14 protein-coding genes are annotated in these 13,504 nt (G+C 65.0%); 5 read left to right on the forward strand and 9 right to left on the reverse strand.

Annotated elements, in window-relative coordinates; all coding sequences use genetic code 11:
* Positions 1 to 240: 240 nt before the first annotated feature.
* Both HNP55_RS05050 and HNP55_RS05055 read right to left on the reverse strand, forming a co-directional pair.
* Positions 241 to 633, reverse strand: coding sequence for a hypothetical protein (locus HNP55_RS05050; RefSeq protein WP_184296853.1), 393 nt, complete (start codon positions 631 to 633; stop codon positions 241 to 243).
* 27 nt (positions 634 to 660) lie between these two features.
* Positions 661 to 1,131: a Panacea domain-containing protein gene (locus HNP55_RS05055; RefSeq protein WP_184296855.1), complete on the reverse strand. Its 471-nt coding sequence runs from the start codon at positions 1,129 to 1,131 to the stop codon at positions 661 to 663.
* A gap of 107 nt (positions 1,132 to 1,238) precedes the next feature.
* Here HNP55_RS05055 and HNP55_RS05060 point away from each other — a divergent pair, with 107 nt between their 5' ends.
* The 3 genes from HNP55_RS05060 (at position 1,239) to HNP55_RS05070 (ending at position 4,022) form a co-directional block, all read left to right on the forward strand.
* Positions 1,239 to 1,763, forward strand: coding sequence for a hypothetical protein (locus tag HNP55_RS05060; protein WP_184296856.1), 525 nt, complete (start codon positions 1,239 to 1,241; stop codon positions 1,761 to 1,763).
* Between the two features lie 720 nt (positions 1,764 to 2,483).
* Positions 2,484 to 2,729 carry a hypothetical protein gene (locus tag HNP55_RS05065; protein ID WP_184296858.1) on the forward strand — a complete coding sequence of 82 codons (246 nt, stop codon included), beginning with the start codon at positions 2,484 to 2,486 and terminating at the stop codon, positions 2,727 to 2,729.
* A 345-nt stretch (positions 2,730 to 3,074) separates the two neighbouring features.
* Positions 3,075 to 4,022, forward strand: a complete 948-nt coding sequence (locus HNP55_RS05070; RefSeq protein WP_184296860.1) for a PfkB family carbohydrate kinase — start codon at positions 3,075 to 3,077, stop codon at positions 4,020 to 4,022.
* On the opposite strand, the gene HNP55_RS05075 is transcribed toward HNP55_RS05070, so the two are convergent.
* Complete coding sequence (locus HNP55_RS05075; protein ID WP_246448204.1) at positions 4,006 to 4,758, reverse strand: GntR family transcriptional regulator; 753 nt, start codon at positions 4,756 to 4,758, stop codon at positions 4,006 to 4,008. The two genes, HNP55_RS05070 and HNP55_RS05075, sit on opposite strands and share 17 nt — an antisense overlap.
* A gap of 218 nt (positions 4,759 to 4,976) precedes the next feature.
* Between HNP55_RS05075 and HNP55_RS05080 the strand changes: the two genes are divergently transcribed.
* Positions 4,977 to 7,121 (forward strand): PEP-CTERM sorting domain-containing protein, encoded by a 2,145-nt coding sequence (locus HNP55_RS05080; RefSeq protein ID WP_184296864.1) that lies wholly within the window; start codon positions 4,977 to 4,979, stop codon positions 7,119 to 7,121.
* A 106-nt stretch (positions 7,122 to 7,227) separates the two neighbouring features.
* Here the strand turns inward: HNP55_RS05080 and HNP55_RS05085 are convergent, their stop codons facing one another.
* From HNP55_RS05085 to HNP55_RS05100, 4 genes are all read right to left on the reverse strand, one after another.
* Positions 7,228 to 7,461: a DUF2805 domain-containing protein gene (locus tag HNP55_RS05085; RefSeq protein ID WP_184296866.1), complete on the reverse strand. Its 234-nt coding sequence runs from the start codon at positions 7,459 to 7,461 to the stop codon at positions 7,228 to 7,230.
* Between the two features lie 14 nt (positions 7,462 to 7,475).
* Positions 7,476 to 8,018 (reverse strand): adenine phosphoribosyltransferase, encoded by a 543-nt coding sequence (locus HNP55_RS05090; protein ID WP_184296868.1) that lies wholly within the window; start codon positions 8,016 to 8,018, stop codon positions 7,476 to 7,478.
* Positions 8,019 to 8,094: 76 nt separating this feature from the next.
* Positions 8,095 to 9,195, reverse strand: coding sequence for a sensor domain-containing diguanylate cyclase (locus HNP55_RS05095; RefSeq protein WP_184296871.1), 1,101 nt, complete (start codon positions 9,193 to 9,195; stop codon positions 8,095 to 8,097).
* Between the two features lie 75 nt (positions 9,196 to 9,270).
* Entirely contained in the window at positions 9,271 to 10,533 is a 1,263-nt protein-coding gene (locus HNP55_RS05100) for an acyl-CoA dehydrogenase family protein (RefSeq protein WP_184296873.1), read from the reverse strand.
* Between the two features lie 158 nt (positions 10,534 to 10,691).
* Here HNP55_RS05100 and gshA point away from each other — a divergent pair, with 158 nt between their 5' ends.
* On the forward strand, positions 10,692 to 12,242 hold the full coding sequence (gene gshA / locus HNP55_RS05105) for a glutamate--cysteine ligase (RefSeq protein ID WP_184296876.1): 1,551 nt from the start codon (positions 10,692 to 10,694) through the stop codon (positions 12,240 to 12,242).
* Positions 12,243 to 12,254: 12 nt separating this feature from the next.
* Here gshA and HNP55_RS05110 read toward each other — a convergent pair whose 3' ends face one another.
* Entirely contained in the window at positions 12,255 to 12,800 is a 546-nt protein-coding gene (locus HNP55_RS05110; RefSeq protein ID WP_184296878.1) for a DUF2939 domain-containing protein, read from the reverse strand.
* A complete protein-coding gene (locus HNP55_RS05115) occupies positions 12,797 to 13,432 on the reverse strand; it encodes a LysE family translocator (protein ID WP_184296880.1) in 636 nt (211 codons plus the stop codon). The genes HNP55_RS05110 and HNP55_RS05115 overlap by 4 nt, the downstream gene beginning before the upstream one ends.
* Positions 13,433 to 13,504: the final 72 nt, after the last annotated feature.

Consider the following 13,504-nt stretch of genomic DNA (forward strand, 5'->3'; position numbering starts at 1 on the left):
GATGCGCAGCCAACTCGGAGCGGATCGGGCAATGGATGGCCAGCTGGGGAACAAAGCCTTGCCCTGCCGGATTCAAGCGCCTAGCTGGGGAGAGGCTGGCAAACCCTTCAATTTTGATCTTGCCACCGACTTTCTGGCTAGTCACTGCGCATCCGAATCCAGCGAGTGGCTTCATGCGCTAGTGGCGTTCATCGCCGTGCCTGAGGCCTTCCGCAAGGTCAGCACAGGTGCTGCCGAGTCTCAAGCCATTCGTTTGCCGGCGTACCCACTCAATGCGCTGGAAAACAGTGCAGAAATCAGGATCGTCTTCACCGATTCGAGTTGCGCCGCTTCAAGGAAGTGCCAAGACGGAGGGGTGAGCAAGTGAAATGTGTACGCAATTACTCCCAAGCCAATGCTTACTGCAATGGCCCAAAAAATGCCCAGCGTCGCTCGATTGACATGATCCCTAAAGGACTGATGTCGTTGGTGTTCCTTTGCCTCGCCATCGCTTTGCAAGCTTTTGCCGTTTGCGAGTGAGTTTGCTTCGGCTGTAGCCAAGCTGTCGTTCTGCCCAGGCTCGGGGGCAAATACAGGGTCTTGGTCAGGCGGCTCGAAGGTCTTCTTTTCCGGCAAAGACACGACTTCAGACATATCCTGAGGCTGATTCTCTGGCACTTCTTACAGAGCAGAATGCTTTGGCTGTCTGAGAAGCTCGGCGTAAAAAGCTTCAATCAAATCATTCGAGATGCACGAGCCTTTTTGGGTCGGTTGCCACGTTTGACTCCAAGGTGTACCAGGTCGATGGGTTGCTGCTGACAAGACTGTACCGGCTGTTCTGCCGTACTTGTTCACCACGCGCTCCATTGCCGCCTTTTCTTCCTCGTCAAAATCCATGGGGCGAGCACCCGGAACGCGTGGGACTGGTGAGCTGCGGTAGTCTTTGATGGCGCGATAAACACTTGGCACAACCGGGCCGTATTGCCAAGCCTGAACAGGCTCATCAAGCAATGGCCGACCGTGTTGCCCAAGCATATAGCCGTGAGCGATATAGACCAGCTTAAGCAGTTGCATAGGCGTCAGGGACGGATCAGACGTACCCTGAGCTAGATTCAGCATGAATTGGGCCGCCGCGAGCGATTTTGCTGTCATACGAACCCTTTCCCTCTCAAAAGTGCTTGGCACTACACAAACGAATGCGCCACTGTATTTTTGTACAGTACGGCGCTCAGGCCCAATCATCCACTAAAAATAGCAATTTGGAAAGTCTCGTACGAGCAAATACCGCACATGTCAATAAAAATCGAAATTTTTTTGCCGAAGTCTTGCCCGGCCAAGGTGAAAGCAGTGCCCGATTGTGCTTTGCTCGCTTCGCGAGGGGGGGTAGGGTCATTCGATCAACTGGCGACGCGCTGTTTGCCCGGCGCCATCGGGCCATGGATGACCACCGGGGCAACACGCCTTACCGGGCAGGCTTTAAGCGCCTTGTTGGGGAGGATGGCAAGCCCCTGAAGTTCGATGCTGCAACCGACTATCTGGAGAAGCACAGCGCCTCAGAATCAAGCGAGCGGCTGCATGCCCTGGTGGAGTTCGTGGTTCTGCCCGAGGCCTTCCGCCAAGAGGTAGCCAAGGGCTTTGACGCCGGGGCAGTGGCCGCGCTTCTGAAGCGGCGCGGGCATCTGATCCAAGAGAAGGATCGGACAACCAATAAGCAGCGCTTGCCCGACATGGGGTTGGCCCTCGTGTTCCACATCAAGCCCAGCATATTCTCGGATGAACTGTAGGCGCTGCTGAGGCTGGCTGCGGGCCGGTAGTTGCACATGGGTAGCCGCTGGCCAGCAATGGTGCAGCGGCTTCGTTCATTGGGCGTGCGCTTCCGGAGTGGCCTGGTGCTTCAATGCTGAAGCGGCAAGAAATCTACATTTTGTGATCTACGCCGATGCTGATTTAGGCGACTGCGCACCGGCCCCATGCATTGGCTGGGTGAGCGCCCCTTGTTGCAGGGCCACACAAAGAAGCGGGAAGTATGAATGAAAGTAGATAATTTTGGCTATTCATCAAGCCCTGTTCCCGCTCCCGTAGCGACGGGAACAGAATCTGCGAGCGAACGGGAACAGGAGAAGCCAGCATTCATGCGGGTTTGCGGAGTGCTGTTCCCGTGTTCCCGCTGTTCCCGTCGTTTTTCAGGTGGGGGTGAAGTTGATCCCCGAAAAGTCGCCGGAAAGCTACGGCCTGCGAGTGTGGATAACTTCTCGCTGAAATCTACATTTTGAGAAATTTGCCTTAGTTAGAATTGCTGCTTTTTATGGCAGTGACCGGGAACCCGCATGGATACGGGGATTCCGGCCAAGTGGGGTGTGTACAAGCTGCCCGACGAATTATCGACAACGGGCATTATGTAAAATGAATGTAGAAAAAAATTCATTATTGATCTACTTTTGATGATGCGGTACGCTGCTGGCAGCGTACCAATGAGGCTGCATACCGGCCGGAAAGAACGAGCAATGACACCTGAACAATTCGACCAGGCCCTAGACGCCTTGGGCTGGAAGGCTATCGACTTCACCCGCAAGGCCGGGCTTGTGCCCAATACTGCCTGGCGCTGGCGTAAAGGCCTTTCCCCTATCCCGGCCTGGGTGGGGGAGTATTTGGGCGCCATGCTTGAGATTCAGCGCCTGCATAGCCGCTTTGTGGCGATACATAGCCACGGCGATTCGACGGTGGTAAGTCCTGAACCCGCGTCAGCCTGACCTATGCCATTCGACATAGCCCCCGAGGACAAGATTGTCTGGCGTGCTGACCTCCGCGCCCTATTGGAGGTCAGCCCGGACACCCTGCGCCGTTGGATCAGAGATGGCCGGCTACCGAAACCAGACGTTCACCTGACCCAGCGTTCAATGGGTTGGCGGGTTTCAACGCTCCGGGCTGCCGGTGTCGGTATCCTCTAAGCCTTCTTCAGGGGGGCACTTGCTTTGAGTGAGTCCAAGTTTGAGTCCAAGTAGCTTGGGTAAAAACAGAGAGCCCAATAGCCATGCGGGCTGGCGGGCGTTTTCTATGTTCTGTATCGGCAAATAGCCGGACCGCAGGGGGCCGCCATGCGCTTGTTTGTTGCCGCCAATTTCGTCATGGCTTGCTGTTGGCGGGTGCAGCGGCTGCCGCGCGAGGGTGAGACCTTGCTCAGCTCGAGCTTCGCCGCCGAGCCCGGCGGCAAGGGCCTGAATGTGGCGATTGGCGCGCGCCGCCTGGGCGCCGAGGTGGACGCCTTGCTGGGCATAGGGCGTGACGCGGCGGGTGATCGCCTGCTGGCCCTGCTGGCCGAGGAGGGCATGGCCCCCGACCATGCTTACCGCCTCGCCGATAGCTCGGGCCATGGCTGCGGCCTGATCGATGCGCATGGGCGCAACAGCATCGCCGTTTGCCTGGGCCCCAATCTCTTGCTGGAGCCCCGCCACGCCGACGCGGCGGCCGAGGAGATCGCCCGGGCCGATGCGGTTTACGGCCAGTTCGAGACCTCGCTCGGGGCTCTGCAGCGAGTCTTCGAAATCGCCGCCCGCCATGGTCGCCTGACGGTTCTGAACCCCTCGCCCTACCAGCCTATTCCGGCGGAGCTGCTGGCCCTGACCCGGGTCTTGCTGGCCAACGAGGTGGAGGCGGCGGAGCTCTTGGATTGGCAGCTGCCGCAGGGCGCCAGCCTGTCCGATTGCGCGGCCAGCCTGGACGCCGCGGCCCAGGCTTTTTGGCCGCGTTGGCCGCAAGGCCAGCTCTTGCTGCTGACCCTGGGCGCCCTGGGCGCGGTGGCCTTGCGGCGCGATCGGCCGCCGCTGGCCGTGCCCGGTTTCGCGGTGGCGGTGCAGGACAGCATGGGGGCGGGCGACGCCTTTGCCGCCGGCCTGCTCACCCAGCTGCTGAGCGGCCAGGATCTGGCGGCCAGCTTGCGCGTGGCCAATGCTTGCGGCGCTTTGATGTGCATGCGGGCCGGGGTGCTGCAGGGCTTGCCCCGCGCGGCGGACCTGCAGGCCTTTCTGCTCAGGGCTGCAGCTTGACCCGGTAAGCGTAGGCGTCGCCGCGGAACGTGCCTTCCACATACTCCACCAACTGCCGGTGGCTGTTATAGCTGTGGCGTTTGATCAGCAGGCAGGGGGCGGGCGCCTGAAAGCCGAAGACCTCGGCCTCGACCGCGCTGGACAGCACGGCCTCTATCGTCTGCTCGGCCTGGCTGAGTTGCACGCCGCAGCTGTCGGCCAGAAAGAGATAGATGGAGCCGTGGCCGTCCCATTGTTCCAGCGCGGGCGCCAGGCTCAGGTCGTACCAGGCCAGCTCACGCGACATGGGTTGCTCGTCGGCCATGCGCAGGCGCACCAGCTTGAGGAAACTCGCCGCCGCCGGGCGGCCGAAGACCGAGGCGATGGTGCGGTCCTGCAGCACGCGCCGCTCCAGCACCCGGGTGCTGGGCGTCATGCCCAGCTCATGCATTTCTTCGGTGAAGCCCTTGATGCGACCCATCACCGGGCTGACCCTGGGCGTCTCGCGCACCATGGTGCCGCCGCGGCCGGCGCTGCCCAGGGTCTGGGCCTCGCGCAAGGCGTCGTAGCAGCGCTTGATGGTGTTGCGGCTGACCTGCAACTGCTCGGCCAGCACCCGCTCGGCAGGCAGGCTGCGGCCCGGCGCCAAAGCCCCGGAGCCGATCAAGGCCAGCAACTGCTGCTGCAGCTGCTGGTAGTAGGGCTGGGAACTTTTGGCGTCCAGTTTCAGCTGGGTGAACACATCGCTACGGGTCATGGCTGAGCCTGGCATGGGAGGGCTTGTCGTCCCCAAATTGTAGGGTGAGCGGGTCTTTTGTTTGGAGCCGCCAACAGTGGCTAAAACGCTCTTTCGGTACGCAAAGCTCCCACGTTCTTGGGGGTTGAGGATGGTCGGCATGCGTGTATCGTCCCGCCACTTTGGATCCTTTTTGGATCTTAAATGGATTGGCTCTTTGGCTCGAAAGGATGGATCTCATGCAGCTCAATCTCAGCGCAGGGGCGCTTGTACTCGTGGCCGCAGGCTGGCTTCACCCCGCTCAGGCCCAGCCGAGGTACAGCCTGACTCCGCTGGGTGAGCTGGGGGGTGGCTATGTGCAGGCCCAGGGCTTGAATGATGCGGGCCAGGTGGTGGGCATCGCCCGCCTGGCTTCGGGGGACTATCGTGCCTTCAGCTACACGGCGTTGAGCGGCATCAGCGAATTGCCGACCCTGGCGGGCCAGGAAAGCGGGGCCCTGGGCATTGCCTCCAACGGCCTGGTCACCGGTTATATGGGCTTGCATGCCTTCGTCTACGAGGCCGGCGTGGCGCGCAGCTTCGGGCCCGAGGGCCTGTCGCCGCTGGCCATCAATGCCCAGGGCTCGGTGCTGGCCATGTATGGCAACGCCATGCGCTTGTATGAGCGCAGCGGCAACTTTGTCACCTTGCCCACGCTGGGCGGCAGCAGCAATTTCAGCTTGGGCGCCATCAATGACCAGGGGGTGGTGGTCGGGCAGTCCCGCATGCTGGGCGATCTCTACACCCGGGCTTTCAGCTATGAGCATGGGGTGATGCGCAATCTGGGCACGCTGGGTGGCAGCTTCAGCGCGGCCACGGCCATCAACAATGCCGGGCTGATCGTGGGCACCTCCACCCAGGCCGATGGCAGCAACCGGGCTTTTGTCTACAGCGATGGCCTGATGCGCGGCCTGGCCACCCAGGCCGGCGGCACCCAGGCCACGGCGCTCAGCAGCAAGGGCGTGGTGGGCGGCTGGTCGAATACCGGCGCGGTGATCTGGACCAATGACGGCAACACCCTGGCCTCGCTGAACGGCCTGGCGCCGGCGGGCTGGAACTTTGTCAGCGTGGTCGGCATCACGGCCGCGGATCAAGTCCTTGTCAACGGCAGTTTCAACGGGCAGCAGCAGGCCATGATGATTGCTCTGCACCCCGATTGGCAGGGCGGCGATGGCCGCTGGGACGATGCCACGCATTGGAATTATTCCGGCCTGGGCTCGCTAGGCCATGCACCCGGCCAGACGCAGGATGTGCAGATCTACGCCGGCAGCGGCAGCGCCACGGTGCTGGGCGCCGCCGAGGGCCGCGCCGGCAGCCTGAGCCTGGGGGCGGCACCGGGGCAGCAGCTGCTGTTCAAGCTCAATGGCGGCAGCACCCGCAGCCAGGCGGGCACGCTGATGGGCGCCGGTGCGGTGCTGGGCGGCAGCGGCCGTCTGGAGGGCGGCCTGACGGTGCAGCCAGGCGCCGTCGTGCAGGTCGGGGCGGGCGAATCGATGAGCTTGAGCGGCGGCCCTGTCCTGCTCAAGGGCGTGATGAAGCTGCAGGGCAATGCAGCGGCCGCGGCCAGCTTGGGCAGTGCGGCGGCCGTCAGCAGCGCGGCGGGCAGCCAGATCCAGGTACAGAGCGGCAATCTGGAGTTTGCTGGCGGCCTCTCGCTGGGCGGCCGGCTCGGCTTCAGCTACGGGATCAGCAATGTTTCGGGCCCGGTTCAGGTGCTGGCCGGCGGGCAGTTGCTGATGTCGGGCAATAGCAGCAGCAGCTTCAACGACGGCGTCGAGGTGCTGGCGGGTGGCGAGCTGAGGGTCAGCCAGGGCAGCTCGGCCACTTTTTTCGGCCAGGTCCTGCAGCGCAACGGGGCCGTATTCAGCGGCACGGGCCAGAAGTTCTTCGAGGGCGGCCTGTCCATTGGCGGCTCACCGGGCCTGGGGGTCGACGAGGGCAGCGTCAGCCTGGGCGGGGCCAATGTGTATCTGGCAGAGATCGGCGGCGCCTCCGCCTGCACACTGGCTTGCACTAACGATGAGAGTCTGCGCAATCGCAGTTTCGACAAATACCTTGTGATGGGTCAGCTGAGCTTTGGCGGCACGCTCAAGCTGGTCTCCTGGCAGGGCTTCAGCGCCCATGCCGGGCAGAGCTTCGATCTGTTTGACTGGGGCGGCAGCAGCGGCAGCTTTGCCCTGCTGGACAGCAGCGGCTTTGCCCACGACGCCGGCACGGTGCTGGACTTCTCGCGCCTCTACACCACCGGTGAGATCCGGGTCCTGGCCGTGCCCGAGCCGGCCAGCCTCGGCCTGTTCCTGCTGGGTTTGCTGGGTTTGGGTGCCCGCCGCCTGCAGAGCAAATAAGCAACATCGCTGTCATCCGATGTGAGCGCAGGGAGTGCGCAGCCAAAGGAATCGGGCCAGCCCTTTGCAGGGTTGGCCCGATGCTTTGTTGCAGAGGCTCAGCCGCTCAGCGCCCGTGCGGCCACTGGGCTTTTTTGGTGGGCGCCTTGACGCCCTTGCCCTGGGCCACCCACATCTTGTAGGCGCTGGGCGTCAGTTCGCGCTTCATCAGCTGGATCAGCTCGCCCTGACCCAGGGCATGCTCCATCATCACCTTGTTATAGGGCGGTACGTCCTCCCAGGCGGTGGCGACGATGCGCTTGACTTGGTCGGGGGAGAGGCGGGGAATCGTTTTGGCCATGGCGCTATTGTCCTTCAGTGGCCCTCAAAGTCCACCAGCGTGAACAAGGCCAGGCCGGCGGCGCGCAGCTTGGCCGAGCCGCCCAGCTCGGGCAGGTCCACGATGGCCGCACCTTCGATGATTTCGGCACCCAGGCGTTGCAGCAGGCGGGCGCCGGCCAGCATGGTGCCGCCGGTGGCGATGAGGTCGTCGATCAGCACGATGCGCTCGCCCGGCTTGACGGCGTCGCTATGGATCTCCACCGTGGCGCTGCCGTATTCCAGCTCATAGCTTTCCTCCACGGTGCTGAAGGGCAGCTTGCCTTTTTTGCGGATCGGCACAAAGCCGATATTCAGCTCATAGGCCAGCACCGAGCCGATGATGAAACCGCGCGCATCCAGGCCGGCGATGGCCGTGGGTTTCTGGTCGAAGTAGCGGTGCACGAACTGGTCGATCAGCACGCGGAACACGCGGGGGTTGGACAGCAGGGGCGTGATGTCGCGGAACTGCACGCCGGGCAGGGGCCAGTCGGGCACAGTGCGGATGTGGCGACGGATGTAGTCGGCGGCGTCGGGCATGGCAAGGTCTCGGTCGGGAAAGCGGGGGGCGGAGAAAGTGGAAATCCGGCCTCGCCCGCCTGCTGACTAGCCCCACTCAGACTTGCATGGCGATGCGGGCCCGGCCCGTCTGCTTGGCGCTGTACAGCGCGGCATCGGCCTGTTCCACCAGGGATTGTGCCGCCAGATCGGGGCCCGCGACATGGGCGGCCACGCCCGCGCTGAAGCTCAGGTTGCGGTGCAGGGGCGAGGCGGCATGGGCGATGGCGGCCAGACGCAGCTCGTCCAGGCAGCGCTGCGCCACATTGCGGGCCTGCTGCAGATCGCAGTCGGGCAGCAGCAGCACGAACTCCTCTCCGCCGTAGCGGCAGACGGTGTCGGCCGGCCGGCTGACGCAGCCGCGCAGCAACTGGGCGACGCGGCGCAGGCAGTCGTCCCCGGCCACATGGCCGTAGTGGTCGTTGTATTGCTTGAAATGGTCCACATCCACCATCACGCAGGCCAGGGGCAGGCCCAGGCGGGCGCTGCGCTGCCAGGCCTGCTGCAGGCGCTCGTCGAACAGGCGGCGGTTGCCCAGGCCGGTGAGGCCGTCGGTGCTGGCCAGGCGCTGGTGTTCGAGAATCATATCGGTCACCTCGGTGCGCACGCCGACGATGCCGCCCGAGGGCATATGCCGCTCCTGGATGCGCAGCCAGCGGCCGTCGTGTACCTGCTGCAGCAGGGGCTCGCGCGGGATGCGGCGGGCTTGCAGGCGCTCGCGCAGCCAGGCCTCCTCGCGGCCGCTGGCCTCGGGCACCCGGCCCTGGGCCAGCGAGGTGCGCACCAGGGATTCAAACGTGGCACCGCGCTTGAAAGCACCGCGCATATGGGGGTAGATCTCCTGCAGCTGCTGGTTGTAGGCGATCAGGCGGTCTTGCGCGTCGAAGATCTCCACGCTGGCCGGCAGCGCGTCCAGGGCCTCATTCAGCATTTGCCGGATCTCGACGACGCGGCGGCGTGCCTGGCGCAGCTCATGCGCCGCCAGCAGCACAAAGCCCAGGCTGCAGAGCCAGGCGGCCAGGCTCCAACCCGCATGGGCGCCCGGCAGCAGCCAGGCGGCAGCCGGCAAGCCCAGGCTCAGCAGGGCCAGCAGGCCCAGGGCCGGCCAGGCCAGGCGTTTGCGCCGCAGGGCGGCGATGGAGGCAAGCGCTTGTTTCATTGCCGGCCAGTCTAGTGCCTGCCCGGCTTGCCACCCCGCCCTCCCTCTTTGGTGGGCCAGATGGGCGAAAGCCGCTCAGCTGCCGCGGGTGATGGGCATTTGCACCGTGCTGCTGGGCAGTTGCATATGCCGGGCCAGCTCCAGCTTGGCCAGGGAGTTGCGGTGCACCTCGTCCGGGCCATCGGCCAGGCGCAGCGTGCGCTGGTGGGCCCACATCATGGCCAGCGGCGTGTCGTCGCAAACACCCATGGCGCCGTAGACCTGGATGGCCCAGTCGATCACCTGCAAGGCCATATTCGGCGCCACGATCTTGATCATGGCGATCTCGGCCTTGGCCACCTTATTGCCCACCGTGTCCATCATGTAGGCGGCCTTGAGGGTCAGCAAGCGGGCCTGCTCGATCATGCAGCGGGCCTCGGCGATGCGCTCCTGCGTGACGGTCTGTTGCGCGAGGGTCTTGCCGAAGGCGCTGCGGGCAATGGCGCGCTCGCACATCAGCTCCAGCGCCCGCTCGGCCGCACCGATGGAGCGCATGCAGTGGTGGATGCGGCCCGGCCCCAAGCGGCCCTGGGCGATCTCGAAGCCGCAGCCCTCGCCCAGCAGGATATTGCCCAGGGGCACACGCACATTCTTGAGCTGCACCTCCATATGGCCATGCGGCGCATCGTCGTAGCCAAACACATTCAGCGGCCGCTTGACGCTGACGCCCGGCGTGTCGGCCGGCACCAGCACCATGGACTGCTGCTCATGGCGGCCGGCCTCGGGGTTGCTCTTGCCCATCAGCACATAGATGGCGCAGCGCGGGTCGCCGGCGCCGGAGGACCACCATTTGGTGCCGTTGATGAGGTAGGCATCGCCGTCGCGCTCGATGCGGCATTCGATATTGGTGGCGTCGCTGGAGGCCACGGCCGGCTCGGTCATCAGAAAGGCGGAGCGGATCTCGCCGCGCAGCAGGGGCTCCAGCCAGCGGGTCTTGTGGCCCTCGTCGCCGTAGCGCTCAAGAGTCTCCATATTGCCGGTGTCGGGGGCCGAGCAGTTGAAGACCTCGGCCGCCCAGGACACCCGGCCCATGATCTCGCACAGGGGCGCGTATTCCAGATTCGACAAGCCCTCGGGCGCGCGGCTGGACCTGGGCAGGAATAGATTCCACAAGCCGGCCTGGCGGGCCAGGGGCTTGAGCTCCTCGATCAGCCGGGTCGGCAGCCAGGCATTGCCGGCGCGCCGGTTCGCCTCCACCTCCTCGAAGAAGCGCCGCTCATTCGGGTAGATATGTGCATCGAAGAAGGCCAGCAAGCGCGCCTGCATCTGCTGCACCTTGGGGCTGTAGTCGAAGTTCATCGGGTGTCCTTATTCAGCCTTGCCAGTGTGGCGCAAAGCCCGGCCCCTGCCTGTCACCCAGGCGGCAGGCCCGGATTGGCCCCCGTCAAGACGGGTGTAGCCTCGCTCTGTTACCGTGCGCCCTGCATTAGATTCCTTGGGATTGGAGGCTCACCCGCATGAGCGAAACAGACATCAAGCGCCTGGACGCCATCAGCCAGCAGGATTTGCTGGGGCTGCGCCGCGGCATCGAAAAAGAAAGCCTGCGCGTCCTGCCCAGCGGCATGCTGGCGCTGAGCCCGCATCCGGCGTCGCTGGGCTCGGCCCTGACGCATCCGCACATCACCACCGACTTCAGCGAATCCCAGGTCGAGCTGATCACCGGCGTGCATGCCGGTGTGGAAGACTGCCTGCAGGAGCTGACCGAGGTGCATCAGGCCGTCTACCAAACCCTGCATGCCCTGGGCCAGAACCCGCCCGAGGAGCGCCTGTGGGTGGGCTCCATGCCCTGCGGCCTGCCCACCGACGAGACCATCCCCCTGGGCCGTTATGGCAAATCCAATGTGGGCCGCTCCAAGAGCGTCTACCGCATGGGCCTGGGCCAGCGTTACGGCCGCCGCATGCAGACCATCTCGGGCATCCACTACAACTGGTCGCTGCCGGGCGTGACGAGCGAGCAGTACTTCGGCCTGATCCGCAATTTCCGCCGCCATTCCTTCTTGCTGCTCTATCTCTTCGGCGCCTCGCCGGCGCTGTGCTCCAGCTTTGTGGCCGGGCGCCAGCACGAGTTGCAGCCGCTCGGCGAGGGCTCGCTGCACATGCCTTACGGCACCTCGCTGCGCATGGGCCGGCTGGGGTATCAGAGCGACGCGCAGTCCTCGCTGGCCGTCAGCTACAACAGCCTGGAGAGTTATGCCGCCTCCCTGCAAGAGGCCTTGACCCGGCCCTACCCGGCCTACGAGGCCATCGGCGTGCAAAACCCCGGCGGCGACTACAACCAGCTCAGCACCAGCCTCCTGCAGATCGAGAACGAGTTCTACGGCACCATACGCCCCAAGCGCGTGATCCGTTCGGGCGAGCGCCCCCTGCATGCCTTGCGCGAGCGCGGGGTGGAGTATGTGGAGGTGCGCTGCATGGACCTCGACCCCTTTGTGCCGATCGGCATCGCGGCCCAGACCGTGCGCTTTCTCGACGTCTTCCTGCTGCATTGCCTGACCCAGCCCAGTCCGCCGGACACGCCCGAGGAAATCCGCGCCCTGGCCCATAACCAGCATCGGGTGGCGGCCCATGGCCGCGACCCGGCCCTGCGCCTGCAGAACGTCGGCGGCGCGGCCGGCACACGCTCCCTGGTCGAGTGGGGGGCCGAGCTGCTGGCGCAATGCGCGCCCATGGCCCAGGCCCTGGACGCGGCGCACGGCGGCACGGCCTATGCCCAGGCCCTGGCAGCCGCCTGCCAGACCTTGGCCAGGGCCGAGACCACGCCCTCGGCCCGCATGCTGGCCGTGATGCGGCAGGACTATCAAGACTCCTACGTGGCCTTTTTGCGCGAGCAGTCCGAGCAGACCCGCCAGCAGCTGCTGGACCTGCCCTACAGCGCCGCGCAGTCGGCGCGCTTCGAGGCCCAAGCGCTGGCCTCGCTGGCCGAGCAGCAGCGCATCGAGGCGGCCGACACCCTGGACTTTGAGAGTTATCGCCAGCAATACCTGGCGCCTGAGCGCATGCTTGTTTGAGGCCCAAGCCCCTCAGGGCAGGCGCAACTCGGCCAGCTTCCAGCCCAGTAGGCCCTCGCGCCTGAGCACCAGGTGGATGGGGTCCTCCTCCGCCCCGGGCTTGCGCAGCGAGAAGACAAAGCGGTTGATGCCCTCGAAATGGCTGCTCCATTCCAGTGCCTGGGCCCCGGGCTCGCTGGCGGCAGGCGAGGGCGGCGGAAAGCCCAGGGCGGCCGCGCCGGGGCTCTGGCCCTGCAGCAGCCGGCCCAGGCTTTGCGGGGTGATCAGGCTGTCCACCAGCGGCCCCAGCAAGGCGCCGGCCACGGCCGCACCCCAGGCCGCGGCGCGGCTGGGCTGGCCCTGCTCATTCAAGTCCTGCTGGGCCAGGCGCGCCTGCACACCGGTCTTGAGGCTGTCGCGCAGGCTGGGCCAGTCCACATGCTCGCTCAGGCCTTGCGCGTTCTGGGCCTGGGCGGCCCGGCGCATCTGGTGCAGGGTCAGGTAAGGGCTGGCGAACAGGCCCAGCAGCAGCAACAAGCCCAGCAGGCCGAGCAACAGCGCCTTGTTGCGCGCACTCATTTGCTGGCCAGGGCCAGCTTCAGGCCGAAAGACAGGAACAGGGCGCCAATGGCACGATTCAGCCAGGCCCGCAGCCAGGGTTGCAGCCTCAGGCGCCGGCTGGCCAGGGCGGTGAAGATGGCCAGGAAGTTGCACCACAGCATGCCGTTGAAATTGAAGATGGCCCCCAGCACGATGAAGGCCAGCGATTTGTGGGCCGCGTCCGGCGCGATGAACTGGGGCACAAAGGCCAGGAAGAACAGGGCCACCTTGGGATTGAGCACATTGGTCAGAAAACCCTGGGCAAAAATCTTGCGGTAGGACAGGGCGGGCGGGGCCGCGAGGGGCTCGGCCGCCGTGCTGACGCGCCGGCTCAGCAGCATCTGCAGGCCGATATAGACCAGATAGGCGGCGCCCACCCACTTGATCACCGTGAAGGCCCAGGCCGAGGTGGCCAGCAGGGCCGACAGGCCCAGCGCGGCCGCCAGCACATGGACGCAGGTGCCGGCGCCTATGCCCAAGGCGGCGCTCACGCCTGCCCGCCAGCCCTGGCTGGCGCTGCGGCTCATGATCAGCAGGGAATCCGGCCCCGGCGCGATATTGAGCAGCAGGCCGGAGATGATGAAAAGGGTCAGGTCTTGTGTGCCGAACATCTGGAGCGCTCCGAGTGCTGCGCCATCATAGGGGGATGCCGGCCGGGCCATTGCTGCTGCGGTATTCTCGCC

It is taken from the genome of Roseateles oligotrophus (genome assembly GCF_014204525.1).
Lineage (GTDB): Bacteria > Pseudomonadota > Gammaproteobacteria > Burkholderiales > Burkholderiaceae_C > Paucibacter_A > Paucibacter_A oligotrophus_A.

Coding starts and splice junctions, on each gene's coding strand:
- HNP55_RS05095 (WP_184296871.1), bottom strand. CDS start 9,195: ATGAAACAAGCGCTTGCCTCCATCGCCGCCCTGCGGCGCAAACGCCTG.
- HNP55_RS05070 (WP_184296860.1), top strand. CDS start 3,075: ATGCGCTTGTTTGTTGCCGCCAATTTCGTCATGGCTTGCTGTTGGCGG.
- HNP55_RS05065 (WP_184296858.1), top strand. CDS start 2,484: ATGACACCTGAACAATTCGACCAGGCCCTAGACGCCTTGGGCTGGAAG.
- HNP55_RS05050 (WP_184296853.1), bottom strand. CDS start 633: ATGTCTGAAGTCGTGTCTTTGCCGGAAAAGAAGACCTTCGAGCCGCCT.
- HNP55_RS05115 (WP_184296880.1), bottom strand. CDS start 13,432: ATGTTCGGCACACAAGACCTGACCCTTTTCATCATCTCCGGCCTGCTG.
- gshA (WP_184296876.1), top strand. CDS start 10,692: ATGAGCGAAACAGACATCAAGCGCCTGGACGCCATCAGCCAGCAGGAT.
- HNP55_RS05090 (WP_184296868.1), bottom strand. CDS start 8,018: ATGCCCGACGCCGCCGACTACATCCGTCGCCACATCCGCACTGTGCCC.
- HNP55_RS05075 (WP_246448204.1), bottom strand. CDS start 4,758: ATGACCCGTAGCGATGTGTTCACCCAGCTGAAACTGGACGCCAAAAGT.
- HNP55_RS05055 (WP_184296855.1), bottom strand. CDS start 1,131: ATGACAGCAAAATCGCTCGCGGCGGCCCAATTCATGCTGAATCTAGCT.
- HNP55_RS05110 (WP_184296878.1), bottom strand. CDS start 12,800: ATGAGTGCGCGCAACAAGGCGCTGTTGCTCGGCCTGCTGGGCTTGTTG.
- HNP55_RS05100 (WP_184296873.1), bottom strand. CDS start 10,533: ATGAACTTCGACTACAGCCCCAAGGTGCAGCAGATGCAGGCGCGCTTG.
- HNP55_RS05080 (WP_184296864.1), top strand. CDS start 4,977: ATGCAGCTCAATCTCAGCGCAGGGGCGCTTGTACTCGTGGCCGCAGGC.
- HNP55_RS05085 (WP_184296866.1), bottom strand. CDS start 7,461: ATGGCCAAAACGATTCCCCGCCTCTCCCCCGACCAAGTCAAGCGCATC.